27 protein-coding genes and 1 pseudogene are annotated in these 26,308 nt (G+C 67.7%); 20 read left to right on the top strand and 8 right to left on the bottom strand.

The annotated features are described in order from the left end of the window. Positions 1–19 precede the first annotated feature (19 nt). Complete coding sequence (locus RM1_RS21840) at positions 20–673, top strand: TIGR03086 family metal-binding protein (RefSeq protein ID WP_072753762.1); 654 nt, start codon at positions 20–22, stop codon at positions 671–673. Between the two features lie 99 nt (positions 674–772). Here RM1_RS21840 and RM1_RS26475 read toward each other — a convergent pair whose 3' ends face one another. After that, entirely contained in the window at positions 773–916 is a 144-nt protein-coding gene (locus RM1_RS26475) for a hypothetical protein (RefSeq protein ID WP_169922360.1), read from the bottom strand. Positions 917–1,222: 306 nt separating this feature from the next. On the opposite strand from RM1_RS26475, the gene helR reads away from it, so the two are divergent. Then, a complete protein-coding gene (helR, locus tag RM1_RS21835) occupies positions 1,223–3,433 on the top strand; it encodes an RNA polymerase recycling motor ATPase HelR (protein ID WP_174562989.1) in 2,211 nt (736 codons plus the stop codon). 105 nt (positions 3,434–3,538) lie between these two features. After that, positions 3,539–4,675 (top strand): nitronate monooxygenase, encoded by a 1,137-nt coding sequence (locus RM1_RS21830; protein ID WP_072753761.1) that lies wholly within the window; start codon positions 3,539–3,541, stop codon positions 4,673–4,675. Between the two features lie 62 nt (positions 4,676–4,737). On the opposite strand, the gene RM1_RS21825 is transcribed toward RM1_RS21830, so the two are convergent. Next, positions 4,738–5,421 carry a type 1 glutamine amidotransferase domain-containing protein gene (locus tag RM1_RS21825; RefSeq protein ID WP_072753760.1) on the bottom strand — a complete coding sequence of 228 codons (684 nt, stop codon included), beginning with the start codon at positions 5,419–5,421 and terminating at the stop codon, positions 4,738–4,740. Positions 5,422–5,576: 155 nt separating this feature from the next. Continuing rightward, positions 5,577–6,263: a winged helix-turn-helix transcriptional regulator gene (locus RM1_RS21820; RefSeq protein WP_072753759.1), complete on the bottom strand. Its 687-nt coding sequence runs from the start codon at positions 6,261–6,263 to the stop codon at positions 5,577–5,579. A 158-nt stretch (positions 6,264–6,421) separates the two neighbouring features. Here RM1_RS21820 and RM1_RS21815 point away from each other — a divergent pair, with 158 nt between their 5' ends. Next, positions 6,422–6,835, top strand: coding sequence for a thioesterase family protein (locus RM1_RS21815; RefSeq protein ID WP_072753758.1), 414 nt, complete (start codon positions 6,422–6,424; stop codon positions 6,833–6,835). A 26-nt stretch (positions 6,836–6,861) separates the two neighbouring features. Here RM1_RS21815 and RM1_RS21810 read toward each other — a convergent pair whose 3' ends face one another. Further along, a complete protein-coding gene (locus tag RM1_RS21810) occupies positions 6,862–7,071 on the bottom strand; it encodes a DUF4259 domain-containing protein (RefSeq protein ID WP_245816536.1) in 210 nt (69 codons plus the stop codon). Between the two features lie 296 nt (positions 7,072–7,367). On the opposite strand from RM1_RS21810, the gene RM1_RS21805 reads away from it, so the two are divergent. The 6 genes and pseudogenes from RM1_RS21805 to RM1_RS21780 all read left to right on the top strand — a co-directional run bounded on the left by RM1_RS21805 (position 7,368) and on the right by RM1_RS21780 (position 13,588). After that, positions 7,368–8,315, top strand: a complete 948-nt coding sequence (locus RM1_RS21805; protein WP_072753757.1) for an STM4015 family protein — start codon at positions 7,368–7,370, stop codon at positions 8,313–8,315. After that, the gene (locus tag RM1_RS21800; RefSeq protein WP_072753756.1) at positions 8,312–9,409 is read left to right on the top strand and encodes an STM4014 family protein; all 1,098 of its coding nucleotides are present in this window, start codon (positions 8,312–8,314) and stop codon (positions 9,407–9,409) included. The genes RM1_RS21805 and RM1_RS21800 overlap by 4 nt, the downstream gene beginning before the upstream one ends. Next, entirely contained in the window at positions 9,396–10,262 is an 867-nt protein-coding gene (locus RM1_RS21795; RefSeq protein WP_072753782.1) for an STM4013/SEN3800 family hydrolase, read from the top strand. Before RM1_RS21800 ends, RM1_RS21795 begins: the two co-directional genes overlap by 14 nt. Before the next feature lie 71 nt (positions 10,263–10,333). Then, positions 10,334–11,623: pseudogene (locus tag RM1_RS21790) on the top strand (STM4012 family radical SAM protein); the annotation flags it as partial. A gap of 2 nt (positions 11,624–11,625) precedes the next feature. Then, a complete protein-coding gene (locus RM1_RS21785; protein WP_072753754.1) occupies positions 11,626–12,501 on the top strand; it encodes an STM4011 family radical SAM protein in 876 nt (291 codons plus the stop codon). Between the two features lie 133 nt (positions 12,502–12,634). Then, positions 12,635–13,588 carry a DUF808 domain-containing protein gene (locus RM1_RS21780; RefSeq protein WP_072753753.1) on the top strand — a complete coding sequence of 318 codons (954 nt, stop codon included), beginning with the start codon at positions 12,635–12,637 and terminating at the stop codon, positions 13,586–13,588. Between the two features lie 44 nt (positions 13,589–13,632). On the opposite strand, the gene RM1_RS21775 is transcribed toward RM1_RS21780, so the two are convergent. Next, positions 13,633–14,262 (bottom strand): class I SAM-dependent methyltransferase, encoded by a 630-nt coding sequence (locus tag RM1_RS21775; RefSeq protein WP_174562988.1) that lies wholly within the window; start codon positions 14,260–14,262, stop codon positions 13,633–13,635. A 152-nt stretch (positions 14,263–14,414) separates the two neighbouring features. On the opposite strand from RM1_RS21775, the gene RM1_RS21770 reads away from it, so the two are divergent. From RM1_RS21770 to RM1_RS21760, 3 genes are read left to right on the top strand one after another with little or no spacing between them, the layout of a single operon-like run. After that, complete coding sequence (locus RM1_RS21770) at positions 14,415–14,906, top strand: hypothetical protein (RefSeq protein ID WP_072753751.1); 492 nt, start codon at positions 14,415–14,417, stop codon at positions 14,904–14,906. 6 nt (positions 14,907–14,912) lie between these two features. After that, on the top strand, positions 14,913–15,428 hold the full coding sequence (locus tag RM1_RS21765) for a YcxB family protein (protein ID WP_072753750.1): 516 nt from the start codon (positions 14,913–14,915) through the stop codon (positions 15,426–15,428). Then, entirely contained in the window at positions 15,425–16,621 is a 1,197-nt protein-coding gene (locus tag RM1_RS21760; protein WP_072753749.1) for a hypothetical protein, read from the top strand. Before RM1_RS21765 ends, RM1_RS21760 begins: the two co-directional genes overlap by 4 nt. 47 nt (positions 16,622–16,668) lie before the next feature. Here RM1_RS21760 and RM1_RS21755 read toward each other — a convergent pair whose 3' ends face one another. After that, on the bottom strand, positions 16,669–17,172 hold the full coding sequence (locus tag RM1_RS21755) for a DUF2004 domain-containing protein (protein WP_072753748.1): 504 nt from the start codon (positions 17,170–17,172) through the stop codon (positions 16,669–16,671). A 288-nt stretch (positions 17,173–17,460) separates the two neighbouring features. Between RM1_RS21755 and RM1_RS21750 the strand changes: the two genes are divergently transcribed. From RM1_RS21750 to RM1_RS21735, 4 genes are read left to right on the top strand one after another with little or no spacing between them, the layout of a single operon-like run. After that, complete coding sequence (locus tag RM1_RS21750; RefSeq protein WP_072753747.1) at positions 17,461–19,920, top strand: sensor histidine kinase; 2,460 nt, start codon at positions 17,461–17,463, stop codon at positions 19,918–19,920. 2 nt (positions 19,921–19,922) lie between these two features. After that, entirely contained in the window at positions 19,923–20,336 is a 414-nt protein-coding gene (locus RM1_RS21745) for a roadblock/LC7 domain-containing protein (protein WP_072753781.1), read from the top strand. 6 nt (positions 20,337–20,342) lie between these two features. After that, the gene (locus tag RM1_RS21740) at positions 20,343–20,732 is read left to right on the top strand and encodes a DUF742 domain-containing protein (RefSeq protein WP_027502085.1); all 390 of its coding nucleotides are present in this window, start codon (positions 20,343–20,345) and stop codon (positions 20,730–20,732) included. A 6-nt stretch (positions 20,733–20,738) separates the two neighbouring features. Further along, complete coding sequence (locus RM1_RS21735) at positions 20,739–21,320, top strand: GTP-binding protein (RefSeq protein WP_072753746.1); 582 nt, start codon at positions 20,739–20,741, stop codon at positions 21,318–21,320. A gap of 229 nt (positions 21,321–21,549) precedes the next feature. On the opposite strand, the gene RM1_RS21730 is transcribed toward RM1_RS21735, so the two are convergent. Both RM1_RS21730 and RM1_RS21725 read right to left on the bottom strand, forming a co-directional pair. Next, complete coding sequence (locus tag RM1_RS21730; RefSeq protein ID WP_143069462.1) at positions 21,550–21,885, bottom strand: hypothetical protein; 336 nt, start codon at positions 21,883–21,885, stop codon at positions 21,550–21,552. Positions 21,886–22,595: 710 nt separating this feature from the next. Next, positions 22,596–23,204: a TetR/AcrR family transcriptional regulator gene (locus tag RM1_RS21725; protein ID WP_072753744.1), complete on the bottom strand. Its 609-nt coding sequence runs from the start codon at positions 23,202–23,204 to the stop codon at positions 22,596–22,598. Between the two features lie 323 nt (positions 23,205–23,527). On the opposite strand from RM1_RS21725, the gene RM1_RS21720 reads away from it, so the two are divergent. The 3 genes from RM1_RS21720 to RM1_RS21710 form a co-directional block, all read left to right on the top strand. Then, the gene (locus RM1_RS21720; protein ID WP_143069461.1) at positions 23,528–24,319 is read left to right on the top strand and encodes a cyclase family protein; all 792 of its coding nucleotides are present in this window, start codon (positions 23,528–23,530) and stop codon (positions 24,317–24,319) included. A 45-nt stretch (positions 24,320–24,364) separates the two neighbouring features. Then, complete coding sequence (locus tag RM1_RS21715) at positions 24,365–25,297, top strand: fumarylacetoacetate hydrolase family protein (protein WP_072753742.1); 933 nt, start codon at positions 24,365–24,367, stop codon at positions 25,295–25,297. Next, positions 25,294–26,308 (top strand): thiolase family protein (locus tag RM1_RS21710; protein ID WP_072753741.1); only part of this gene is annotated, 1,015 nt, incomplete at its 3' end. The genes RM1_RS21715 and RM1_RS21710, both read left to right, overlap by 4 nt.

Raw genomic sequence — 26,308 nt, 5'->3', positions numbered from 1 at the left:
GCACGACGAAAGGCTCACCATGAACCTCACCACCGCCGCCGACGCCACCGCGACCCTGCGCCCCGTGTGGCGCGACGTGCTCTCGACCTCCTACGCCGCGCTGGAGGGCGTCGTCGCGGGGGTCGGCGACCAGCAGTGGCAGCTGCCGACCCCGTGCTCGGAATGGAGTGTCGCGCAGGTGATCCAGCACGCGGCAGGCGACCAGCTCGCCTTCGCCCAGGCCCTCGGCGTCGGGGTCGGGCCCGCCTACAACCCCTTCGATCCCTCCGGTGCCATCGACGGCTCGGCCGCGGCATTGGTGCGCGAGGCGATCGAGCAGACCGCCGCCGCGTGGGCGACCGTCGCCGACGACACCGAGTCCGTTCCGACCCCGCTTCCGCACGGCGCGCTCGCGACCCCGGTCGCCGCGGTGATGGCCGCGCTGGACGCCGCCGTCCACGCGTGGGATATCGCGATCGCGACCGGCCAGCCGTCGCCGCTGACCGATGAACTCGCAGGCCACCTGCTCACCGCGGCACGCACCGCACATCCGGCGCCGGGCAGTGGGATCGAGGCGGAGATCGTGGAGCCGCTGCGCCAGTGGGGCGCGTATGCCGCGGTGGTCGAGGGGGACTCGGGCGATTCCGCGGTCGCAGAGCTGCTGCGCTACCTCGGACGCGAACCGCGCGCCTGACCCTGGCGTGCGGGCAGGCTGGACTGCCGTGCTGCATTCAAAAAGCCGCCCCTCCCACTATGGGAGGGGCGGCCTTCTGAAATTGGTGCTGACAGTGGGCTAGAAGGGACGGCCCAGCATCGTCGCGATCAGCTGCAACGGCATCGTGATGAACGACGCCCCGACGAAGAGAGCAGATCGCAGCGGATCACCGGCCAGGTACCCCTCGCGGATCCATTCCAGAGCATCGACAGCCGAACCCATGTGCTTCCCTCCCTGTTCGTTTGCAGTACATCGGAACTGTCGGCCGCGAAGGTGATTCCGTTACACAACGAAACTTTCGCCGTCCCCGCGCATGCTCCGGCCGCCGTTCGGCGCGCGTTCACGACCAGGAGGGGGCGGACGACACCACGCCGCTTCGCGGGAAGGAAGTGCGGCCAAACAAAGAATGGAAAGGAGTACCTGCTCCTTTCCACTTTCAACTTATAGCGCACCGGGGGGCTTGCGGCAAGACCCCGGTGGTGCCGCAGAATCGCTGGCCGAAGCCAGAACCTGCGGAAATGGGGGCACATGTCGACTCAGGGACACGAAGACGAGTTGCGGTCCGAGCGGAACCACGTGGCCGGGCTCTACGCGCGGCTCGACGCCGAGCGCGCGCGGGTGAAGGGTCGATACGGCGCGGCGTTGCGGGGCCCCATCGACGCCGAGAACGGCGGGACCCTCGTGGACCGAGATGCCGAGGTGCGCGCGCTGGCGCGGGAGGTGAATCGGCTGGACGTGGCCGACAACGGGCTGTGTTTCGGTCGGTTGGACACCCTTTCGGGCGAACATTCGTACGTCGGCCGGATCGGCATCTTCGACGAGGCGAACGACTACGAACCGCTGCTGCTCGATTGGCGGGCACCCGCGTCGCGCGCGTTCTACGTCGCCACCGCCGCCAGCCCGGAGAACATGCGCAGGCGCCGCCAGTTCCACGCCCGGGGGCGCCAGGTGGTCGATTTCACCGACGAGGCGCTCGGCCGCCCGGACGGTGCCGACGATGACGGCAGGGGAGACTCCGCCCTGCTCGCGGCGGTCAACGCGCCGCGCGGCGAGGGGATGCGCGACATCGTGGCGACGATCCAGGCCGAACAGGACCAGATCATCCGGCTCGACCACCCCGGGGTGCTGGTGATCGAGGGCGGCCCCGGCACCGGGAAGACCGTGGTGGCGCTGCACCGTGTCGCGTACCTGCTCTACACGCAGCGGGAGCGGATGGAGCGCCACGGGGTGCTCGTGGTCGGGCCCAACCCGGCGTTCCTGAACCACATCGGCCGCGTTCTTCCGTCGCTGGGCGAGTCCGACGTGGTGTTCATGACCGCAGGCGATCTCGTGCCCGGTCTCCGCGTCACCGCCGAGGACGCCCCGGAAGCCGCGCGGCTCAAGGGTTCGCTGAAGGTCCTGGACGTGCTCGCGGCGGCGATCGCCGATCGGCAGCGACTGCCAGGGGATCCGCTGCCGATCGAGCTGTCGGATGTCGCGGTGCGGATCGACGCCGAGACCGCGGAATGGGCCAGGGAGGAGGCGCGCGCGAGCGGGCTGCCGCACAACGAGGCTCGCGCGGTGTTCCGCGAGATCGTGACCTACGTGCTCACCGAACGGGCGATGGCCCGGATCGGCCGGGGCTGGCTGACCAGGAAGGACGGGCAGGCCTGGGAGGAGTTGCGGGCGGACCTGGTCGCCGAGCTCGCCGACAACGACGCGTTCGTCGCCGCGCTCGACGAACTGTGGCCGATCCTGACGCCGGAAACACTTCTGGCACAGCTGTACACGTCCCCCGAACGCCTGCGCGCGGCGGGCGCCGACGCCCTGCTGCGTGCCGACGGCGATGCCTGGACGGTGTCGGACCTGCCGCTGCTCGACGAACTGGTCGACCTGCTCGGCCCGGACCCGGCGGCCGAGCAGACCGCGGAGCGGGAGCGGAAGGCCGCCGCCGAGGCCGAGGCGGCGTACGCGGCCGGCGTGCTCGACCTCATGGTCGGCCGCGAGGACCACATGGACGACGACGACCACTTGTTCGCAACGGATCTGCTCTACGCGGAGGACCTTGCCGATCGCTTCCTCGAGCGGGACACCAGGGAACTCGCCGAGCGCGCCGCGGCGGACCGGGACTGGACCTACCGGCACGTCGTGGTCGACGAGGCGCAGGAACTGTCCGAGATGGACTGGCGGGTGCTGATGCGGCGCTGCCCGGACCGGTCCTTCACGGTGGTGGGCGATCTCGCCCAGCGCCGGTCGGCGGCCGGAGCGACCTCCTGGGACACGCTGTTCGAACCGTACGTGCCCGGCCGCTGGGCCTACCGGTCGCTGTCGGTGAACTACCGCACGCCGGCGGAGATCATGGGTGTCGCCGGCGCGCTGCTCGCCGAGTTCGCGCCCGGGGTCCGGCCACCGGAGTCGGTCCGCGCGTGCGGCGTCCGGCCATGGTCCCGGCTGGTCACCGAGGACGAACTCGCGATGGCCATCGAGGAGTTCGTCCGGGACGAGGCCGGGCGCGAAGGCACCAGCGTCGTGATCGGGCCGCCCGGGGTGCCGGGCACGGTTCCCGCGTCGGAGACGAAGGGCCTGGAGTTCGACGCGGTCCTGGTCGTGGAACCGGAACGGATCCTCGCCGACGGGCCGCGCGGGGCGGCCGAACTCTACGTCGCACTCACCCGCGCCACCCAACGCCTCGGCGTGCTGCACCTTGGTCCCTTGCCGCAGGCCCTGACCGGATTGGCCGAAACCGGGGCGGCCGGCTGACGACCGATCGAAGGTCGATTCGCCAACAGCCACACTCCGGAAACGCCCTCGACCTATGGTGAAACGCGTTACAGAAGACGCGTTCACCTCAACGAAGGAGTACCCGTGCACACACCCCTGTGCGACGAACTCGGCATCGAGTTCCCCATCTTCGCGTTCACCCACTGCCGCGACGTCGTGGTTGCCGTCAGCAAGGCAGGCGGCTTCGGCGTCCTCGGCGCGGTCGGGTTCACTCCCGAGGAGCTGGAAATCGAGCTGAACTGGATCGATGAGCACATCGGCGACCATCCGTACGGGGTCGACATCGTCATCCCGAACAAGTACGAGGGCATGGACTCGAACCTGTCGGCGGACGAGCTGACGAAGATGCTGCAGTCGATGGTGCCGAAGGAAACCCTCGATTTCGGACGCAAGATCCTCACCGACCACGGCGTGCCCCTGCCCGACGACGGCAACGAGAACGCGTTGCAGCTTCTCGGCTGGACGGAGGCCACCGCCACCCCGCAGGTGGAGGTCGCATTGCAGCACCCGAAGGTGACGCTCATCGCGAACGCGCTCGGCACGCCTCCGGCGGACATGATCAAGCACATCCACGACGCAGGCCGCAAGGTCGCCGCACTGTGCGGCTCGCCCTACCAAGCCCGTAAGCACGCCGACGCCGGCGTGGACATCATCATCGCGCAGGGCGGCGAGGGCGGCGGGCACTGCGGCGAGGTCGGCTCGATCGTCCTGTGGCCGCAGGTCGTCAAGGAGGTCGCACCGGTCCCGGTGCTCGCCGCAGGCGGCATCGGCAGCGGACAGCAGATCGCCGCCGCGCTGGCGATGGGCGCCCAGGGCGCCTGGTCCGGCTCGCAGTGGCTGATGGTCGAGGAGGCCGAGAACACACCCGTCCAGCAGGCCGCGTACGCGAATGCCAGCAGTCGCGACACCGTGCGCAGCCGCTCGTTCACCGGCAAGCCGTGCCGGATGCTGCGTAATGACTGGACCGAGGCGTGGGAGCAGGAGGGCAACCCCGAACCGCTCGGCATGCCGCTCCAGTACATGGTGTCCGGGATGGCGGTCGCCGCCACCCACAAGTACCCGGACGAGACCGTCGACGTCGCGTTCAACCCCGTCGGTCAGGTCGTCGGCCAGTTCACCAAGGTGGAGAAGACCTCGGCCGTCATCGAGCGCTGGGTGCAGGAATACCTCGAGGCGACGGGCACCCTCGAGCAGCTGAACAACGCGGCCGCGAACGCCTGACGTTCAGTGTCGGGAAGGGTCGGGACCGGTGCTCTGCGATCCTTCCCGAGCAAGGCCTGGCGTCAGAGCAGGTCGGCCACCCGCTCGGCCGTCGCTTTGGCCGACTGCGGATTCTGGCCGGTCACCAGTCGGCCATCGACAACGACCTTCGAAGTGAACGGCAGCAGGGCCTTCTCGTAGAGCGCCCCGCGCCGCTTCATGTCCTCCTCGACGTTGTAGGGCACCTTGTCGGCGACCCTGGCCAGCACTTCCTCCCGCCAGGAAAAGCCGGTGAGCCGACGCCCTGCAACCAGCAGCGTGCCGTCGGACAGCTCGGTGTTCAGCAGGCCGCAATAGCCGTGGCAGACAGACGAGACGATCCCGCCGCGCTCGTAGATGTCGCGCGTGATCCGCTGCAGCCCTTCGTCATCGGGGAAATCCCACATCACTGCGTGCCCGCCGGTGAAGTAGATCGCATCGAAGTCCGCCGGATCGACCTCGTCAGGCCTGGCCGTGTTCGACAGCAGATCCTTGCGGGCGTCGTCCGCCAACCACGCCTTGGCCGTCGCATCGACATTCGGCCATTTGAGGGAGCGAGGCTCCAGCGGCGAGAGTCCACCCTTCGGGCTGATGATGCGCTGCTCGTACCCCTTCGCCGCGAAGATCTCGTGGGCATGGGTGAGCTCCGACAGCCACAGACCGGTCGGCTCGGATGGATCGGCATAGTGTGCGACGTTGGTGACGACGTGGAGTATTCGCTTGGTCACGTTCGATCCTCTTCATCGGCCACGGGCAATTGCCTTCGCTGAAGGATCAAACGTATCGATCACCACGCGTACGGGCCAGTTCGATCGCTGGATTCCGCGCGATTTCCCGTCCTACCCAGACCGGGATCGAGTGAATACCGAGCGGTCATATGGCGCTATCCCGAGGGCTCGTGAACCGTGTTCTCGGGTCCGCTCAGATTTTCCGGTCTGAACAGGTAGCGCTTGAACCAGCGCGGCATCTCGCGTTGGAGCGTCCGGTCGCCGTGTACCCGCACTTCCGGGTGGCCGAGAACTTCGGTCCAGGCCAATTCGCCGAGCCACCACCTGGTCAGCACGCCGGTCGGTGCGGTGAGCCAGACATCGACCGGGGCCCCGGTGTCGTCGCGGCACAGATTGATGCTCCCTCGCGACAGGTGCAGCCAGAAGCGGCGGTCGGCAGCCGGCCTGTCGGTGAACTCCAGCGCGAGCACGAGCGGCCGCTCGGGTAGGGCGTCGGTATCGACACGCCGCTGCATGTCCCACGTCAGCGCCGCCGTATCCAGGTCGTCCTCGGACAGGGCAACGCTGTCGGTGGCGACCGCCCACCGTGCCAGTTCCCGCACCACCGGCGCCAGCGCCAACCCGGTATCGGTGAGCCGGTAGTCGGCGTCGACGATCCCGGCGGCCCGGAGTCCGCGCAGCCGTGCTGACAGCGTGGCCTTCGGGATCCGAGGCAGGCCTCGGCGGATGTCGCCGAAGGATGCAGCACCGAGCAGTAGCTCGCGCACGATCAGCAGGGTCCACCGCTCGCCCACCACCTCCAGGGCACGCGCGACCGCGCAGAACTGGCCGTATCCGCTCACCCGAGGAGACTAATCCCGAATCGACGCCGTGCGAGGTTCAAAATTTGAACTAGCCACCACGGATCGGGGCGCCGAGCATGGTTCCCATGAGTGGTCCGGATACAAACACGCAGCGACATCACACCTTCGCGATCCCGTTCCGACCCCAATGGTCGGACATGGATCAGAACGGCCACATGCGCACCACCGCGTACCTGGCGGCCGCGGAGAACAGCAGGATGCAGTACTTCGCCGGATCCGGGTTCTCAGCGGGTGAGTTCGCGAGGCGCGGCTTCGGTCCGGTGATCCAAACCGACCAGCTCCGTTACCGCTCCGAACTGCGCCTTCTCGAACAGGCAGAGCTGTCCCTGCAGATGGCGGGCCTCTCGCCCGACGGCGCCCGCTTCATGATGCGGAACACCTTCACCCGAGCAGACGGCACTGTCGCCGCCACGGTGACCTCGACCGGGGGCTGGCTCGACCTCGGCCAGCGGCGCCTGACCAGCCCACCCGAGGATCTGCTTCGGCTACTGCGGGATCTGGCCCCCACCGGCGACTTCACCGAACTCAGCACACCACTCGCGGAACGCTGAGCGGCCGTCTCACTGCCGGCCCGCGCTCAGCCCAGTGCCCCGAGGCTCTCCACGCTGCGCAGGATCAGCGCCCGCCACTTCTCCAGATCCTCCGGGCCGTTCTCGGCACACAACTCGCGCAGCTCCGATGTGTCGCTGTCAGCGATCGCGCGTTCGAGCGTCGTGACGATCCAGGCACGCTGCTCCGGGGTCAGGGACCCGACATACGCAGGCCCCCATAGCTCACTCCTCCTCATTCGCGGGCCACTCGGCCCGTCGTGCCGACCCTACGGTCGACCTCCGACAGCACCCCCGATCCCGGTCTTGGCGCCGAGGCCGTGATGTCGACGACCGCGCTGCCACCGCGGCTGGTGCCCGTCTGCGCGACAACGGGTTTCAGGGTCAGCGGCGGTCGACCCCGCCCGCCGCCGACGTCGGGTCGACCTCGGAGGCGTTGATGAATGCCCGAGCGGGGTGGTCTGTAGGGTCGTCAGCAACCGCCCCAAATCGGGCATAGTGCCCACCGAGCCCACCCGAGACCAGGAGCCCCCCGGTGATCAGCGAGCTGCAGAAAGAGTTCCACGGACTTCCGGTCCTGGAGTTCCCCATCGACACTGCCCCCACCATGCCCGAGGAGGGCCCGGTCGCCTGGCGAATCTCGGTTCCCACGTACGAACCGCCCATGGGGTGGCCGGAGGCTTTCGAGAAGTTCCGTGCCGCGGTCGATCCGTCGACGGTGCAGGCGATCGTCGTCGGCGGCTGGACGGATCCATACGAGGAGAGTTCCGCCGACGTGGTGGAGGCTCTCGTCGCGGCTTCCGGCGATCTCCCCGCGTTGCGGGCCCTGTTCATCGGAGACATGACCGTCGAGGACTGCGAGATCTCCTGGATCGTGCAGTCGGACGTCACCGCCTTGCTGACGGCGTTTCCGCGGCTGGAGCACCTGTCGGTGCGCGGCGGCAACCAGCTGGCACTGACCCCGGTCCGGCACGAGAACCTGCGCAGCCTGGTGTTCGAGTCGGGCGGCCTGCCGGCCGACGTGGTCCGGGCGGTGGCCGATTCGGATCTTCCGTCCCTTACCGATCTGGAATTGTGGTTGGGCACAGAGGAATACGGCGCCGATTCCAGCGTCGAGGACCTCGCCCCAATCCTCTCCGGGGAGAAGCTCCCCCTCTTGACCCGCCTCGCGCTCTCGAACAGCGAGTACCAGGACGAGATCGCGGCCGCCGTCGCGACGGCGCCGATCGTTCCGCGGCTGCGCGTCCTGGATCTGTCCAAGGGGGTACTGCTTGACGCCGGCGCCGAGGCGCTGCTCGGCGGTCAGTCGCTCACCCACCTCGAAACGCTCGACCTGCACCACAACTACCTGAGCGACGGCATGCGGGAGCGGCTGCGGGCGGCACTCGAACCGTCCGGAATGCACCTGAGTCTCGACGGTGAGGATGCCGAGGAAGACGAGTACGACGGAACGATCTACCGGTCGGTCGCGGTCGGCGAATGACCCGTTCGCGACTGGCGGTCGTGGGCAACCCGGAGAACCGTCGCGTCACGATGCTGCTCGACGCCGCGACCCGCTCCGGCATGCCCACCCCGCGGGTGGTGTCCTGGCGCGAGGTGCTCATCGGCCGCGGGACCCGGTTCCACGCCGACGAGTGGGTGCGCCTCGACTCGCCCGGCGAGGACCCCGACGTCGACGCACTGCTACGCGGAGCCGGGGACCCGACCCGGATCGCCGACGGCCCGCGGTGGTATGCGTCGCTGCTCGCCGCGGTCGGCACGCTGCGCGGCGGGCGCCGGCTGACCCATCCGGACGATCTGGCCGTGCTGTTCGACAAGCGACGCTGCCACGCCGTCCTCGCGGGTGATGGTGTGCCGGTGCCGATCTCGCCCACCTCGGGCGGCGACGCGTCGGCGCCTCGGGACTGGCCGGAGGTGCGCGAGCTGGCCGCGGCGGCCGGGCTGCGGCGGTTCTTCGTCAAGCCCGCGCACGGATCGTCCGCGGCCGGGGTGGTTGCCGTCGAGACCGCCTCCGGTGGCCGGGTGCAGGCGCGCAGCAGCGTCGAGATCGCCGAGGACGGTCTCTACAACTCGCTGCGCGTGCGCCGACTCACGGGCGAAGCCGAGGTCGGCGCCCTGATCGACGCGCTGGCAGGCGAATGCCTGCACATCGAGGCGTGGTTGCCGAAGCCGTCGTGGCAGGGTCGCGCCGCCGATCTGCGGGTCGTGGTGATCGCCGGGCGGGCGACCCACGCGGTGCTGCGGACCAGCGCCCACCCCATGACCAACCTGCACCTGGGCGGGCAACGCGGCGACCTGGAGGCCGCGCGGGCCGGCTTCGACGCCGCGGGATACGGCTGGGAGAGCGCGCTGGCCGTCGCGGAACGGGCCGCCGCCTGCTTCCCGCGCACGCTGTGTGTCGGGGTGGACCTGCTGCCCGCCGCGAACTGGCGCGGGGCCGCGGTCGGTGAGGTGAATGCGTTCGGCGACCTGCTCCCGGGCCTGAGCGGGCTCCCGGGCCGCGCCGACGGCCTCGACACCTATGCGGCCCAACTGGCCGCGGTCGCCGGAGGGTGGTCCGATCATGTCGCGGCCTGACACGACGGTCGGCACGCAGCCGGAATCGACTGCGGCACAGCCGGACATGAACACCGTCGTCGACTCCGACGACATCCTGCTGATCACGCTCGACACCCTGCGCTACGACGTGGCCTGCGAGCTCGCGGCGGCCGGTCGGATCCCGAACCTCGCGCAGCACCTGCCCGGTGGCCGGTGGGAGGAACGTCATGCGCCCGGCAGCTTCACCTACGCCTCGCATCAGGCGATGTTCGCCGGGTTCCTGCCCACCCCGGTCGCGCAGGGGCCGCACCCCCGACTGTTCGCGGCCGAGTTCGGTGGCAGCGAGTCGACCGCGGACGGCACGTTCGTGTACGCGGAGTCGAATCTCGTTGCGGGCCTAGCCTCCGTCGGCTACCACACGGTGTGCATCGGCGGCGTCGGCTTCTTCAACCGCCGGGGTGCACTGGGGTCGGTGCTGCCCGGCCTGTTCGACGAGGCGCACTGGTCACCCGAACTCGGGGTGACGTCGCCGACATCGTTCGAGACGCAGGTGGATCTGGCGTCGCGGGTGGTTGGCCGGCTCCCCGCGGAGCGTCGGCTGTTCCTGTTCGTCAACGTCTCGGCCCTGCACCAACCGAACTGGTTCTTCGCCGAGGGAGCCACCGCGGATGCCGGGGACACCCGGGAGACGCACGCGGCCGCGCTGGAGTACGTCGATCGGCACATCGGGCGTCTGTTCGCCGCCATGTCGAGCCGGCGCCGGTGCTTCGCGATCGTGTGCTCCGACCACGGCACCGCGTACGGCGAGGACGGCTACACCGGGCACCGGCTGGGCCACCCCGTGGTGTGGACCGTGCCCTACGCCCACTTCTTCCTCGAGGGACCGAGATGACCGCCGTCGACCTGCCCCTGCCGGTGCCGCCGGACTCCGTTGCGGCGGATTAACTTCCGCCGTACCAGAACTACGTGTACGCGTACCCGCACAAGACCGCGTATCGGCCGCTGCACCCGCGCCCGGCCCTGACCGAGCTGTGGGCGGGCGAACCGCAGGACGCGCTGTCGCTGTACCTGCACGTGCCGTTCTGCGAGGTGCGGTGCGGCTTCTGCAACCTGTTCACCCGGGTCGGGGCACCGGACGAGCTGACCACCCGGTACCTCGACGCCCTCGAGCGGCAGTCCGAGGCGGTGCGCGAGGCCCTGGCGCCCTCGGCCCGATTCGCGACGGCGGCGTTCGGCGGCGGGACCCCCACCTACCTGACCTCGGCGGAACTGGACCGGCTGTGCGACATCGCCGAGGGCATGGGGGCCGACCTACGGGCGCTCCCCCTGTCGGTGGAGGCGTCCCCGGCGACGGCCACGTCCGACCGGCTCGCGGTACTGGCCGAGCGCGGGATCACCCGGCTCAGCCTCGGTGTGCAGAGCTTCGACGACACCGAGGCCAGGGCGGCGGTCCGGCCGCAACGGCGCGCGGACGTCGAGGCAGCCCTCGGGCGCATCCGGGACGCCGCGATCGAGGTGCTCAACATCGACCTGATCTACGGAATCGACGGACAGACAACGGATTCCTGGGCCGCCTCCCTCGACGCCGCGCTGGCCTGGCGTCCGGAGGAGCTGTACCTGTACCCGCTGTACGTGCGGCCGCTTACGGGCCTGGCCCGCCGCGGCGCCGGTCCCGATCCGGAATGGGACGCCCGCCGGCTTGACCTCTACCGCCGCGGCCGCGATCGGCTGATCGCGGCGGGCTACATCCAGGAGTCGATGCGCATGTTCCGCCGCGCCGACGCCCCCGATCTCGGCCCGAACGACTACGCCTGTCAGACCGACGGCATGATCGGACTCGGTTGCGGCGCGCGGTCGTACACCCGAGGACTGCACTACTCCTTCGACTACGCGGTCGACGCGCGGGAGGTGCGCGCCATCATCGACGACTACGTGGCGGGCACCGTCGACGACTTCCGCCGTGCCGTGGTGGGCCACGCGATGACCGAGGACGAGGCCCGACGCCGGCACCTGCTGCAGTCCGTGCTGCAGGCCTCGGGAATGCCGTTGGCGGACTACCGGTCCCGATTCGGGGCCGATCCCCACGAGCATTTCGGCGCCGAGCTGGACCGGTGGTCCGACCGCGGATGGCTCGACTCCGACGGCACCCGGCTGCGGCTGACCACGCTGGGCATCGCGTACTCCGACGCGCTGGGGCCCGAGCTGTTCTCGCTGCAGGTGCGGGCCGCGATGGCCGAGTACGAAGGCCGCTGACGGTGCTGACCATCCTGTACCGGGGTCCGCTGGCGTCCTGCGACTACGACTGCCCGTACTGCCCGTTCGCCAAACGCCGGGACACCCGCGAACAGTTGCGGGCCGACCGGGCCGCACTGGAGCGCTTCTGCGCGTGGGCGGCAGACCAGGACGAGGACCTGTCGATCCTCTTCACACCGTGGGGGGAGGGCCTCGTCCGCTCCTGGTATCGGCGGGCCCTGGTGGACCTGTCCCGGCTGCCTCGTGTACGCCGGGTGGCGATCCAGACCAACCTCAGCTGCCGCACCGGCTGGCTCGCCGACGCCGACCGCGACACGGTCGCCCTGTGGTGCACGTACCACCCCGGTCAGACGCCCCGCGACCGGTTCCTCACCAAGACCGCCGAACTGACCACGCTCGGGGTGCGCTTCAGCGTGGGTGTCGTCGGACTGCCCGAGCATCTGGAGGCCGCCCGCCGGCTGCGCGCCGAGCTTCCCGATTCGGTGTACCTATGGGTCAACGCCGCCGAGGGACACGAGTACATCGACGCCGACGCGGCCGATTGGACTGAGATCGACCCCCTCTTCGAGTTCAGCAGGCACCCGCACCGGACGCGGGGGAGCGCATGCCGTACGGGTGACTCGGTGGTGTCCGTCGACGGGGCAGGCACCGTCAGGCGCTGTCATTTCGTTCCCGAGGTCCTGGGCAACCTGCACGACGGCTCCTTCCGGCATGCCTTGCGGCCGCGCCCCTGCCCGCTGGACGTGTGTGACTGCCACATCGGCTATGTGCACGCAGAGCAGCTTCCGCTGTACGACGTCTTCGCGGGCGGCGTGCTGGAACGGATCCCTACCGAGCCGGTGTGGCTCCCACTCCCGACCGCATCCACATCTCACTGAGCCGGCGCGCCCGGGCCGGGCACCCGTCCGCGGTCAGGCGGGCAGCGGTGACCGCCGGTTCGGTACCGTTCTGTGTCGACGCGCGACCGCGTGTCGTTCGACCGGCTCTGCACATCCGAACTGGGAGGTTCCCGTGGCTGGTGGTCTCGTCGCCCTGTTGGACGACGTCGCAGCGATCGCGAAAGTGGCCGCGGCGTCCATCGACGACATCGGTGCGGCGGCCGGCAAGGCCAGCATCAAGGCGGCGGGCGTGGTTGTCGACGACACCGCCGTGACGCCGCGGTACGTGCACGGCTTCTCTCCCAAGCGCGAACTGCCCATCATCCGGAAGATCGCGATCGGCTCGATCCGCAACAAGCTGCTGATCATCCTCCCGGTGGCGATGATCCTCAGCCAGTTTCTGCCGCAGGCCCTGCCCTACCTGCTGATCGCCGGAGGCTTGTTCCTCTGCTACGAGGGCGCCGAGAAGGTCTACGAGGCGCTGACCGGCGGTCATCACGAGGGCGAGGCGGAGACCGCGGCGCTGGGTGGGCCCGAACACGAGAAGACGATGGTCAACGGCGCGATCCGCACCGACCTGATCCTCTCCGCCGAGATCATGGTGATCTCCCTGTCGTCGGTCGAGGACGAACCGTTCTTCACCCGGCTGATGGTGCTCATCGTCGTCGCGGTTCTCATCACCATCCTGGTATACGGCGTGGTCGCGCTGATCGTGAAGATGGATGACGTGGGGCTCGCGCTCGCCCAGCGCAAGTCGTCGTTCAGTCAGCGGATCGGCCGCGGCCTCGTGGCCGCGATGCCGAAGGTGATGGCGGTGCTCACCGTGGTCGGAATCGCCGCGATGCTGTGGGTCGGCGGCCACATCCTGATCGTCAACGTCGGCGAGGCGGGTTTCCACTGGCCTGCCGATCGCCTCCACGACCTCGAGCACTGGTTCGGTGAACTCGTGCACGGCGGCTTCGGCGGCGTGCTGTCCTGGAGCGCGGGGACCCTGGCGTCCGCTCTGGTCGGACTCGTCGTCGGCGCGATCGTCGTCCTGATCATGCACCTGATCCCGAAGCGGAAGAAGGCGGACGCGGCGCACTGACGGGTCCCGAGGTCGGTCCGGCGGACGCGGCCTTGGCCGATCCCTCACCGGCTGCTCCGTCGGCGCGCGGCGATCGCGCCGTGAGGCCGGTAGCCGCTCCCCGTTCGGGTATGCGTCTCGATCACCTCGAAGCCGGCCGTGACCAACTCCTGACCGAGTTCGGCCACCGGCCACCGATAGGCAGTGGTGACGGCGTGGTCGAAAGGCCCTACGGCCGCACCTTCGAAGAAGCCCACCAACACCCCTCCGCCCGGCCGGATCACGCGCGCGAACTCGGCGAGCGGAGTCCGGATCTCCTGCGGACGGTGGTGGATCAGCGAGTACCAGGAGAGCACGCCGCCCAGTGATCCCGTCGCGGCATGCAATGCCTCGAAGCCGCCGACTTCGAAGGTGAGATCGGGGTACTCCAATCGAGCTCGTCCAACGAACTCAGGAACCAGGTCGATCCCGCTCACGGCTTGTCCGCACTCGGTGGCCAAGAAGTCTGTCCACTGCCCCGGACCACACCCAGCGTCGAGCACGGGGCCCGTCAGGGTGGCGGCCCAGCTGCGCACCAGGGCTCGATCGGATGGGTGCGTCGAGGTCATGGAGCCCAAGAGATCCACGTACTCCTGGGATCTGGCCGAATATGACTCGCGGACGGTGTCGCGTGGTTGGGCGCTGGTGTTCTCCATGCCGTCGATCATCGCGGCTCCGGGAACTGGTGGAACAATCGCCGCGGTGAAGACAGGAGCACGCGTCGTCAGATACCCAGCGGTTTCTCTCACATCCCGACCAGGGGCTGCGGGATGCGGCGACCTCGCCCGGGCTGGAAAGGTGACGCGGCGTGAGTAGCTACGAGGAAGTCGAGAACTCCGTTCGTGAGTATGCAACCCACGCCACGGTCGAGGCGCAGGTCGCGTTCGGGATCGCGGTCACGCGGGAGCTCCTCACCGCGGATGGCGTGGCCGCGGCGGCGGCCGCCGAGCTGGCGGAGGCCGGAGCACGCGCGGTCAGCGCGGCTGCCGACGGAGCAGGTACGGCGTCCGCCGAGCAGCTCCGGGCATGGATCGTGGAGATCGACGAGGGCGACTTGTCCGATGGCGACATGGATCCGGATCTCCTGCGCGCGATCACCGCGCTGGAGGCGTGGGCCGGCCATCTGGAGGAACGATCCTCGGAGCGGATCGCCGCTCTCGGCATCGCGCTGCTCGAACAGGCGGACTTCGAGGCGAGCGGGGCGCCGCTGGATGACTTCCTCGCACCGTCGGAGACTCGGCAGGCGTTCGAGCGGATTCGTGCGGCGCTCACCGGGCCGGCGATACAGGGAAGCGGGTAGGCGGCCGTGTTCGAGAACGGCATCACGATCGATGCCGCGGACAGGGCGGCCGTCCGGCGGGCGTTCGCCGATGCGGCGGTGTCGCGTCGCCTGCGGATCACGGGCATGATCGCCCTCCCGATCGCGCTGGTCGTCGGCATCGTGTTGGCGGTGTCGGGTCGCTCCATCGGGGTCTTCGCATTCGGGGTGATCGCAGCCCTTGCGCTGCTGCTCGTCGTCTTCGTGGGCATCCTTCGTCGCGTTGCCGCGAAGGCGGTCGATGACGCCATGCGTGTCGGATCGCGACTCACGGTGCGGATAGCTCCGGACGGGCTGGGGTTGGATGGCAGTTTCGGCTCATCGCGCGCGCCGTGGAATTCGTTCTCCGGAGCGGTACGCATCAAGGACGGCATCGTGTTTCGGAACACGGCGGGGAAGGCGGCGTTCTTCGTGCCAGGTCGCGCGCTCGACGACGGTGCACTTGCACTGGCCGAGGGGTACATCGATCGGGCACGGCGTGATGAACAGGACTACGTCGCGTGAGCGAGACCCACGACTGGGATCGGCTCTTCCACGCCTATGCGGTGGCGACGGACACGCCGGCTCACCTGGAGGCGTTGGTGAGTGCCGACGAGACGGCGTTCTCGACGGCGATGGAGCATCTGTACGGCGCGGTGCTGCATCAGGGCACCATCTACCCGGCAACGGCACCCGCGGTTGCCGCTGTTGCACAAGCCGTCTCGTTCTGGATCGGCGGCGCGGACCGGAAGACCGCGTCAGCGCGTTTGCCCGCGCTGGTGGACTTCCTCGATGCGGCGGGCGACAGCCTTGCCCTGATCGGGGAACTGCGTCCGGACGAAGGCGACGCCATGCCGCCTTCCGGCGAGGATGAACGCGAGTTCTTCGAGGCCCTTGCGTCCGACGACGAAGAGGAATCGGAAGAGGCGTGGGAGTCGCCGGTGGCAGAAGCGCTCATGGCTCTCGCCATCCCGGCGCTCCGGCAGCAGGCGGACCCGGTCCTCGAGGGGCTTCTTCAGCTCATGAGATCGGATGCCTTCGCCCACAAGGCCGGGGCGGTGAGCGCGCTGGCGCGGTGGAACGGCAATTCCACTCCGCCGTATCAGCACCGAGTCGCCGCGGCGCTGGGTTCCTTCGCGGACAGCGCCACGGAGCGTGATGACCGAGCCGCGGCTGTTCTCGCTCTCGGCACCGTCGGGGCCGACGTCAGCGGCCGGCTCGCCGACGCCGATCCCGCGATCCGCGCATGTGCCGCCCTGTGCCTGCCGCGTTCGGGGGAGGCGGCGGAAGAACTCGTCCGTGCGCTGACTCAGCCGGAAGAAGTCGACCGGTGGTTCGAACGGCGACCGAGCAGTTTTCCCATGCACGTCAGGTTCACGCTGCTGAATTCGCTCCTGCAACGGGAAACGTCCTTCGCCGCGATCCTGCCGGCGGCCGTTGCGATAGTGCAGCTTTCGACCCCGTACACGGCCGACAACGACTGGGGACCGTTACTTCGTGCCGCGTTCCCCGAGGTCGAGTTCGTTCCTGGTCAGTACCCACCGGTACCCGAGAACATCGGCGCGCCCCAGCGTCAGCTCCTCGCGGCTTTGGTGGCGAACGAGGGGTTGTGGGGAACGAACGTCGGCAACGCGGGTCTGGCGCTCATGCGCGTCGGCCTGCCGTATGACCGACAGGCGATCGCGGTGCTGCTGGAGGACGCGACCGGAGATGAGTGACGAGGGTCGCGATCAGGCGTGGCGGGACGATGGCTCGGCCGCCGGGCTCAACTTTCGTGGTGAACGGTGACGGTGTCGTTCCGATCCCACACGGCGACGAGCAGTTGGTCGGTGGGCTTGTCTGCGCCGACTGCAAAGTCGAGTGCGAGGACACGTTCCGTGGCCGCGGGGCTGACCGCGATGCCGACGAGGTGTAGATGGTCGAGGAAGACCTCGTCGGTGACGACCTCACGGGCATCCACGCCGAACAGCTCGCGCACCATCTCTTCGGGGATCTCCTCGACGTGAAACTCTCGAAACAACGACGTGGTCGACCGCGGATCGGTCAGCTCGGCGGCGAAAGCCACGAACGCCGCCGCGACCAGAGCCCGCACATCGCCGAGCGCGGCTTCTGCCTTGTCGAGTTCGCTCTGGTTCAGAGTCTCATCACCGTGAACCCAATACCAGGCACCCGCTCCGAATCCGTCTATCCCAGCGGGTAGCACGGCACCGGCCGCCGAGTCCTCGCCGAAGTCGAGCTGCCCCGCGAGCCGGCTGGTCAGTTGATTCATGGTCCGATCGTGCCATCACAAACCGCAGTGCAATAAACGTGATCAGGAATTGCCCCACCGAATTGCCCCAGCTGTGCGAGCCGCACGGGACACCGCCGGGATAGTCCCCATCGGCCACGTCCGCCATCGTCTCCAGGAGCACTACGAATAGCAAGCTTCGTTAGCCTTGCAATTCACACCGACGCGTGCGCGAATAGCGTTAAACGCCAAGCGGCCCGGCCGAATCGAGAAGATCGGGGTAGCGAGGCCGACGTACGGGTAAATAATTCGACCAGTTATATTCCCCCGATGTTGAAAGTGCGCCTCGGGATCCGGGCCCGGATCCTGGCCATCGCTTTGGTTCCAAGCCTGGCGTTGCTCGGAGTCGGTGTAGGCACAGCGGGATACCTGATACGTGAGGGCCGACAGTCCGAACAATGGGCGGCAGCGAACGGCGATGCCATGAGCCACGCTCGCGACGTGGTTGCCGGCGTAGAACAGGAACGGATGCTGTCGCTGTGGCATCTGTCCGGTGAACAGAGCGATCCGGCCGCGCTCGCCGCAGCACGGACCAAGCTCGACACCGCGTTCGCAGAGCTGGCCCCCTACTCATCAAGGCTGCAGAGCGCGTCGCAGGGCACCATGGGTGCCGACACGGGTGGATTCGACACCTTGCTTGCTCGCCTGCCCCAGATTCGCGGCGCGATCGATGCAGGAAAAATGCCGATCGAGGACACGTACGCCCTCTACAACACCATTCTCGATGCGGTCGCGCTCGGCACCAACCTCATCACCTCCAACGCGCCCAGCGCCGAGGTCGGCGTCGCACTGATCAATGGCGTGCGCATCCTGCACGCGATGGAGGGAATGTCACGTTCCGCCGCGCTCACCGCCGCCGAACTACAGGGACAGCTCAGCAGCGGTCCGCTGCGTAACGACTATCGAAATCTGGTCGGGTCCTACCGGAGCGCACTTCCGCAGCTCGCCGCCGACCTGGGCGCCGATCCAGCAGCCGAGAAGATCCGGGCGGCGCTGGCCTCTCCCAACTGGCAGCAGGTGGCCGCGATGGAGGACTACCTCATCAATCCGCCGAAGGCAGACAAAACCGGCGTCGTCCCGCCACCGCCCATGACCTTCGACGAGTGGAACACCGCGCAGGAACCGCTGTCTGAAGGCGTGATCGGCGCATGGAAAGGCCTGAACGACCATGCGAACCAGATCGCTGCGGACGAGGGCAAGCGCACCGCGGCGAACTCACTGTGGGCGGGTGCCGCTGTGCTCGCGCTTGCGCTCGTGGCGTTCCTGCTGTCGCTGTGGCTGGCCAACCGACTGATCGGGCGACTCACGCGCCTACGCAAGGAAACACTGGACCTGGCAGAGGTCGAACTACCCGAAACCATGCGCAAGCTGGGCGCGGGCGAGCAAATCGATCCCAAAGCCGCGCACCTGGACTTCGGTGACGACGAAATCGGTGCGGTGGCAAAGGCCTTCAACCGCGCACACACCGCGGCCGTTTCCGCCGCGGTCGCCGAGGCCCGCACCCGTGAAGGCGTGCGCGCGGTGTTCCTCAACATCGCCCACCGCAGCCAGATGGTGGTGCACCGGCAACTCGAGGTCCTGGACGAGGCCGAACAAAGCCAAGAGGATCCCGCCATGCTGGAGACGTTTTTCCGTCTCGACCACCTGGCTACCCGCGAGCGCCGCAACGCCGAGAACCTCATCATCCTCGGTGGCGGCGAGCCCGGCCGCCAGTGGCGGAGTCCGGTGCCACTGGTCGATCTGGCGCGCAGCGCGGTCGGCGAGAGCCTCGACTACACGCGGGTGCACACCCGCCGCATGCCTCAGGTGTTCATCGTCGGCAACGTGGTCGCCGACCTCATCCACCTGCTCGCCGAACTGGTCGACAACGCGACGGCGTTCTCCCCGCCGCAGTCGCGCGTCGAAGTGAGCGGCAACGTGGTCGGCAAGGGAGTCGCGATCGAGATCACCGATCAGGGCATGGGAATGTCCGTCGAAGAAATCGACCGCGTCAACGAGATGCTGCGCAATCCACCGGATTTCGGAGTCGATACGCTCTCGGCGACTTCACGCCTCGGCTTGTTCATCGTTTCACAGCTGGGTGCACGGCACGGAATCAGTGTGCAGCTAACCGAATCCGAGTACGGCGGCATTCGCGCCATCGTGCTGGTGCCGAACTCGGTGGTCGCCGCCGATGCGACACCTGTGGCCGGCGATCTGCCAGATCGGTTCGCCGGACGTCGGCCCGAGCTTCAGTTGACCAGCGCGATGCCGGAACCCGATTTCGGCGAATCCGTTTCGGCCGCAGTGGGTGTCGCAACGCTGGCACCCCCTACTCCAGCGCCTCCCACCGAACAGCCAGCGGAGTCGGTGGCCCCGCCGCGGGCGTGGGCGCACCTCGAGCACATCGATGGCGCGCCACACAACGAGTACACGGAGCCTCCTGTGGAAACCACGTGGCACCAGCCGCCGACCCCTGCCGTCGAACCGGAGTCCCATACCCCGCAACCGTTGCCCGACAACGGCGGTGGGGTTCGCCCAAGCCTGCCTCGGCGTCGTCGGCAGGCCAGTCTGGCACCGGAGCTGGCGCACGACACTCAGCTCGAGGCGGAAGCGCAGCAGCCGCAACAATCGGCGGAGCAAGCGCGAGATCTGATGTCCGCCATCGCGTACGGTACCCAGCAGGCTCGGCATTCGGCATCCCCGACCGGGGATGCCACCAGGGACGAAATGGAAGGTGAAGGAAGGTGAAGGTGACGACTTCTAACTCAGGTGATCTGAACTGGCTTCTCGACGATCTGGTCAATCGTCTCGCCGGGGTGCGCTACGCAGTCGTGCTTTCCACCGATGGGCTGCTGCTGGGCCGATCCACCGCCATGAGTCGTGAGGACGCCGAGCACTTCGGCGCCATGTCGGCCACTCTGTACGGGCTCGCACGCAGCGCGGGACATCGCTTTCAAGGCGGCGGCGTTCGGCAGGCCGTCATCGAACTCGAGAAGGCGGTGCTGTTCGTGACGGCGGCCGGAAGCAACGCATGTCTCGCATTGCAGGCCGCCGACACCGCGAATCTGGGTATGGTCGCGTATGAAATGAACCTGACTGTGCAGCGTGTCGGTAGCTTCCTGTCCGCCGATCCTCGTATCGGTGTGGCCGAGCAGGGAGCGTAGATCGCCGTGACACGTATAGGCGAACCGTGGTTCGACAATGCGGCCGGTCCCCTGGTCCGCCCGTATGCCGTCACGCGGGGCCGCACGATGGGCGCGGGACACGATCTCGACATGCTCACGCTCGTAGTGACCGTGTCCCCCGCTCCGCGGCTGCAGCACATCGAGACGGAGTACGCGGAGATCGTTCAGTTGTGCCGCACTGCGCAGTCGGTGGCCGAGGTCTCGGCGCACCTGAATCTGCCTCTGGCGGTAACCAAGATCCTGGTCGGTGATCTCATCGCCGAGGGAATGCTGAACTTCCGGGCTCCCGCCGCCAGCGACTCCTACAACGACATTTCCGGGATCGGCGACCTGCACATCCTGCAAGCAGTACTCGATGGAATCCGAAAGCTGTAGACCACTATGCCTGACAATGCGTCCTCAGCCGACCTGGCTGCTTCGGTCAAGATCCTCGTAGCCGGCGGCTTCGGAGTCGGTAAGACCACGATGGTGTCCTCCGTCAGCGAGATCACACCACTGCGCACCGAGGAAACGATTACCGAATTGTCCACCGGCGTCGACGATTTGTCGGGCGTGGAGAGTAAGACCACGACCACCGTGGCCCTGGACTTCGGTCGTATCACACTCGATGAAAGCCTGGTTCTGTACCTGTTCGGCACGCCTGGACAGGACCGGTTCTGGTTCCTCTGGGACGAACTGGTGCGCGGGGCCCTCGGCGCCGTCGTTCTCGCAGACACCCGTCGGTTGGAGAACTCGTTCGCCGCCATCGACTTCTTCGAACGGCGCGGTGTCTCGTTCACGGTCGCGGTGAACTGCTTTGACAGCGCCCAGGCCTACACAACTGACGAGGTTCGCGAGGCACTCGACCTCGACACCGATACCCCCGTCATGCTTTGCGACGCTCGTGATCGCGAGTCGTGTAAGTCCGTACTGATAGCGCTCGTCGAACACCTCATCGCCCAGGCCAGCAACTCAGCGGCCTGAGCAACGCAGCGCTCGTCGTCGCGACACCTCAGCGCGTCCGCCGATCCACCAGCTGCGGCCCCCTGGTGGTTCACGACGCAAGTCTCGAGATCGCGTTGGAGCGCCGCGCGGCAACACGCTGCGCGGCTCCCTGACGCGTATCGAACAGCTTCTGCGGCTATAGTTTCCGATCCGGCGGTCAGCCATTCTGCTTGTGCTCATGGGCCACCGCAGTTCGCGGCCTCGGCTGTCAGAATCCAAGGCTTCCCAGGCTGCCGGAGTTGAGGGCGTCGAGGCTCCCGCCGCCCCCGCACCCCGGGGCCTCCGGAGCCGGCACCGGAGCACCGTCGGGCGCCGGATTGACCGTGACGGATTCCGACACCGTCCTGTCGTACTGAGTGACACTGATCGTGTGGGTGCCGGCCGTAGTCGGCATCCAAGACAGGTAGCTGAATCCAGGGGGAGCCTGGCCGGGGTCGAAGGAGTAGTAGCAGGTTCCGTTGTCGCTGAGGGTCACCCGCGCCTGGGGAACGGGAAACATCGAGCCGCCGATCCCCTCCACGACCATGCTCACGTTCACACCCACGACGTATCCTCCGGGCGGCGGGGACACCTCCAAGGACAGGGTGCCATCGGGGGACGTGGCCGCCGATGCCGAAGCCACGGTGCCGAAGGCGATGGTTGCTACGCCGGCCAATGCAACGATGATTGAACGCTTCAAGTCGAATCCTCTGCGCTAGTGATGTTTCGACGCCGAGCGACGTCCTGGTGATCTCACCGTGCACCCCTGCGGTTGTCCCCGGTGAGAGTTACCGGGATCCGGCGGGCTGGTACCCGGTGCTCTTCGACAACAACAAAGCGCACACTACTATTCTTCTTCTCACCAAGCCGTCGCTTCGAGATCTCCTTCAATAGATGGAGATTTCGACGCTTCCGGTGCGGTTCGGGGCCGACTGATTGCCAAGAACCGGACCCATCAATGTCCTTGGATCAGTCAGGGCCAGGACGGCGACTAGGGCAATCAGAGTGCGCCCGAGCACACCAAACCCGTAGTTGCACAACAAAAAAGCCCGGCACCCTCAAACAAGCAGTACGGCCCCCAGAGGAATCAATACTCTTGCGGGTGGTGTTTGCGTCGAACGCCTCCCTCACACAGCGACGGTAGATGTGCTCGAAGTCGGGTCGCGGTAGACGGCGAGACCGGATGCGGGGCTCGAGTCGGTGACCAACTGCCACATGGTGTCTGCGTCCAACGTCGCGAAGGAGCGCTCCGCTTCGTCAGAGGTTGTGAGCAGGTCAGTCAGGATCCTCTGTGCCAGTGTGGGTTTTCGTCAGTGCGCGTGCGTAGACGGTCTCGAGCGCAGTCACTGCGGCCCGTCGATCCACGTGGTCTGGGTCGAGGCGGTGCTGAATGTTGATACCCAGCGTTCCGCCCAGGAGCGCCACCGCCACTGCATCCGGATCAGCGACGGGCGCCGAAACGGAACGCAGGTAGTCGGCGTAGTAGCGGCGCAGTGTCCGATACTGCTCGGCGTAGGTGTCGCGCACTGGGGAATCCTTGCTCGTCGCCTCGAGGAGGATCGTCGCGAAGATTCGCGCCTCGGGCTGCGACATTATTGCGAAGTTGGCCTCGATGAGTGCCGCGACGCCCTGTTCGGTTGCGGCCGCGAGGTTGTCTCGCAGCTGGGTCAGCGCCCACTGGAACGATTCCTCGACCACGGCGCGAATCAGTCCGTCCTTCGATCCGAAGTGCCATGCGACTGAGCCGCGGCTGATGCCTGACAGTTCTGCTACGGCTTGGATGGACATGGCTGTGGCCCCGCGTTCGGCCGCGAGTTCGGTGGCGGCCGCGACGAGTCGCCGCCGCGTTTCCTCGGAGATTTCCTGTTTTCGTGTCGATGCCATCGTGTCTTCTGCCTCGTTCTGATCGCTGTGAGCGCGGGGCAGGGCGAGCTTGTGCTCATGGCTGGGAGCCCCACCCTGGATACCTATGTTATCGGTCCAATGATCGGATATCCGTCCCCGGTAGCCGCCCTAGGTCGAGGCTTCTGACGGGTTCTCGCAGGTGATCGACCATTTCTTGCTATGCCATCCGGGCAGCCGGAGGCAGATCGAAGCGCCGGTCGGGCAGTGAGGTTCAGCGCGCCTGGGCCGCTGGACCCTTGCCTATGTCACTCATCCAGTTCTATGCTGACCGTCCAATAACTAGTTGGAAGGTGTGAGTGATCATGCAGTTGATCGACCTGACACGGACGCTGGACCCGGCGGATCGCGATCTCCTCCCGGAGCAGCTGCGGCCGCTGGCTGCAGTTGTCGCGCCGGCAGTGACCTATGCGCATCCCTCCGGGAGCGGCCGGGACGAGTTCGCAGCGGCGATGCGGTGCTCGGTCGAAGATCTACCCGGCGGCGAGGGGTGGGGCTCGGAGTTGGTGACGGAGTTCAGCTCACACCTCGGTACGCACGTCGACGCGCCGCTGCACTACGGCTCTACGTGCGAAGGCAAACCGTCCCGCACGATCACCGATATCGCTCTTGACGAGCTGTGGTGCGAGGCAATCGTTCTCGACCTCCGGGGTCGCTGCGCAGCGAACACCGCAATCTCGGTCGACGCGCTCGAAGCAGCCCTGACAGCGAACGGCGCCCCGATCCCGGCCGGCGGAGCGGTCCTGCTGCGCACCGGGCAGGAGCAATTCACCCTGACCGACCCGGAGTTCTTCCAATACCCGGGAATGAGCCGCGAGGGCACGTTGCTCCTCGCCGAGCGTGGCGCCAAGGTCCTCGGTACCGACGCCGCCGGATGGGACCTGAGCTTCGCGGTGATGGCTCGCAAGTTCGAGGAGACCGGCGACAACTCGGTGCTGTGGGACGGACACCGAGCCGGTCGCGAGCGCGAGGTCTTCATCGTCCAGCAGATGACGAATCTCGCCGCGCTGCCACCGTCCGGGTTCCGGGTGGCGTTCTTCCCCATCAAGCTCGCCCGCGCCAGCGCTGCACCCGCTCGCGTCGTCGCCTTCGTGTGAGTTCGCCACACGGTGACCCGAACAAACGAAAGGAATTGATCATCAATGAAATTGGCGACCATTGAGTACGAGGCATCCGAGCAGACCGCACTCGTGCTGGAGGACGGCGGCAAGCTCCTGTTGCTCGGCCGCGCGCATGCCCTGGTGACCGGGGAACAGGCCCCGGAGCTGTCCACCATGCAGCTCATCATCGAAGGCGGCGCCCCAGTACGAGCGATGCTCGACCGGATCGCCGCGGCATCCCCGAACGAGGCGGTCGTCGAGGCGCACGAGGTTCGCTGGATGTCACCCTTGCCCCAGCCCATACAGATCCGAGACTTCGGGTGCTTCATGGACCACTTCCGCAATGCCAGGGCTCGGATTCAGGGCATCCCTGTCAGCGAGGTCGAACTCCCCGCGATCCAGCTCGAGCGACCGCTGTACTACGTCGCCAACCGGTTGTCGGTGACCGGTCACGGCGCCGAGGTGGCGTGGCCGGCCTACTCGACGGTCAGAGACTACGAGCTGGAGTTCGCATGTGTACTCGGCCGCGGTGGCACGGACATCCCGCGCGGGCAGGCTCACGACCATATCTTCGGCTACACCATCTTCAACGACTTCAGTGCCCGGGACACCCAGCTCGAGGAGATCTCGACCGGACTCGGACTGAGCAAGAGCAAGGACTTCGCGGATTCCAACGTGCTGGGCCCGTGGATCGTCACGGCTGACGAGATGGGCGACCCGTATCGACTTCACATGGTCGCCAGGATCAACGGCGAGGAGGTGAGCCGCGGAACCAGTGCAGACATGCACCACACCTTCGCGGACATGATCGCGTTCGCCTCCAGTTCGACCCGGCTGCACGCCGGCGAGGTGTTGTGCTCGGGCACTGTGCCGACGGGCTGCGGAATCGAGCACGGCCGCTACCTCGAGCCCGGAGATGTGATCGAGCTAGAGGTCACCGGCCTGGGCGTCCTGCGCAACCGGGTGGTCGCATGATCCGCGATGTGATGGTGCTGGGAGTCGGTGCAACCCCCTTCGGCCGACACCCGGACAAGACCGCCTCAGACCTGTTGGGCGCCGCAGCGGCCGACGCGCTGACCGACGCGGGACTCCAGCGATCCGATGTGGGTGCGGTCTTCCATGCAACAGTCAGCCAGAAGGCCCTCGACCACCAGCACATGATTCCGGGCCAGGTTGCCTTGCGCCCACATGGATTCGTCGGAGTGCCGGTGGTGAACGTCGAGAACGCGTGCGCCGGCGGTGCGACTGCGCTCTGGTTGGCGATCGCTCACGTCCGGGCCGGGCTGTCCGAGGTCGCACTTGCCACCGGTGTCGACAAGCTCGTCTGCGCTGACCCCGCGCGGGGATTGGCGGTCTTCGACGGTGCGCTCGACGTCGCGAACCGCGACGAAGTTCTCGCGACTCTGGCGGCGCTCGCCGCCCCGCTCCCGCCGCAGCTCGACACCTCGCGCGGGGACAGGTCGGTCTTCATGGAGGTCTATGCGGCGCTCGCCCGCGCGCATATGGAGCGATTCGGTACCACCGAGTCGCAACTGGCCGCCGTCGCCGCCAAGAACCATGCCCATTCGGTGCACAACCCTCGTGCTCAGTTCCGCAGATCCTTCACTGCCGACGAGGTACTGGCCGCACGGCGCGTCGCCTGGCCACTGACCGTGCCGATGTGTTCACCCGTCAGCGACGGTGCTGCGGCAGTGGTCGTGGCGAGCGCCGAGTTCGCACGCCGGGCCGCCTCGAGCGACCGCGCGGTCGCGGTCCTCGGCAGTGCGCTGGTCTCGGGCACCGACCGAGCCGCAGACGACGCACACAACCACATCGGACGTCGAGCCGCCCTCGCCGCCTATGAGGAAGCGGGGCTTGGGCCGGACGACGTCGACGTCGCCGAAGTGCACGACGCGACCGCATTCGGCGAGATCCAACAGGTCGAGAATCTCGGCTTCTGCCCGATCGGACACGGCGGACCGTGGTCTGCCTCGGGCGCCGGCACCC

The sequence above is a fragment of the Rhodococcus maanshanensis NBRC 100610 genome (assembly GCF_001894865.1).
Lineage (GTDB): Bacteria > Actinomycetota > Actinomycetes > Mycobacteriales > Mycobacteriaceae > Rhodococcus_G > Rhodococcus_G maanshanensis.
The sequence above is the reverse complement of the archived record's forward strand: the minus strand, read 5'-3'. Positions and strand labels throughout refer to the sequence as shown.

What these genes read in the sequence shown, in the direction of transcription:
- RM1_RS21840 (WP_072753762.1), top strand. Translation starts at nt 20, where the DNA reads ATGAACCTCACCACCGCCGCCGACGCCACCGCGACCCTGCGCCCCGTG.
- RM1_RS26475 (WP_169922360.1), bottom strand. Translation starts at nt 916, where the DNA reads ATGGGTTCGGCTGTCGATGCTCTGGAATGGATCCGCGAGGGGTACCTG.
- helR (WP_174562989.1), top strand. Translation starts at nt 1,223, where the DNA reads ATGTCGACTCAGGGACACGAAGACGAGTTGCGGTCCGAGCGGAACCAC.
- RM1_RS21815 (WP_072753758.1), top strand. Translation starts at nt 6,422, where the DNA reads ATGGATCAGAACGGCCACATGCGCACCACCGCGTACCTGGCGGCCGCG.
- RM1_RS21810 (WP_245816536.1), bottom strand. Translation starts at nt 7,071, where the DNA reads ATGAGGAGGAGTGAGCTATGGGGGCCTGCGTATGTCGGGTCCCTGACC.
- RM1_RS21800 (WP_072753756.1), top strand. Translation starts at nt 8,312, where the DNA reads ATGACCCGTTCGCGACTGGCGGTCGTGGGCAACCCGGAGAACCGTCGC.
- RM1_RS21795 (WP_072753782.1), top strand. Translation starts at nt 9,396, where the DNA reads ATGTCGCGGCCTGACACGACGGTCGGCACGCAGCCGGAATCGACTGCG.
- RM1_RS21775 (WP_174562988.1), bottom strand. Translation starts at nt 14,262, where the DNA reads ATGGAGAACACCAGCGCCCAACCACGCGACACCGTCCGCGAGTCATAT.
- RM1_RS21755 (WP_072753748.1), bottom strand. Translation starts at nt 17,172, where the DNA reads ATGAATCAACTGACCAGCCGGCTCGCGGGGCAGCTCGACTTCGGCGAG.
- RM1_RS21750 (WP_072753747.1), top strand. Translation starts at nt 17,461, where the DNA reads ATGTTGAAAGTGCGCCTCGGGATCCGGGCCCGGATCCTGGCCATCGCT.
- RM1_RS21735 (WP_072753746.1), top strand. Translation starts at nt 20,739, where the DNA reads ATGCCTGACAATGCGTCCTCAGCCGACCTGGCTGCTTCGGTCAAGATC.
- RM1_RS21725 (WP_072753744.1), bottom strand. Translation starts at nt 23,204, where the DNA reads ATGGCATCGACACGAAAACAGGAAATCTCCGAGGAAACGCGGCGGCGA.
- RM1_RS21720 (WP_143069461.1), top strand. Translation starts at nt 23,528, where the DNA reads ATGCAGTTGATCGACCTGACACGGACGCTGGACCCGGCGGATCGCGAT.
- RM1_RS21715 (WP_072753742.1), top strand. Translation starts at nt 24,365, where the DNA reads ATGAAATTGGCGACCATTGAGTACGAGGCATCCGAGCAGACCGCACTC.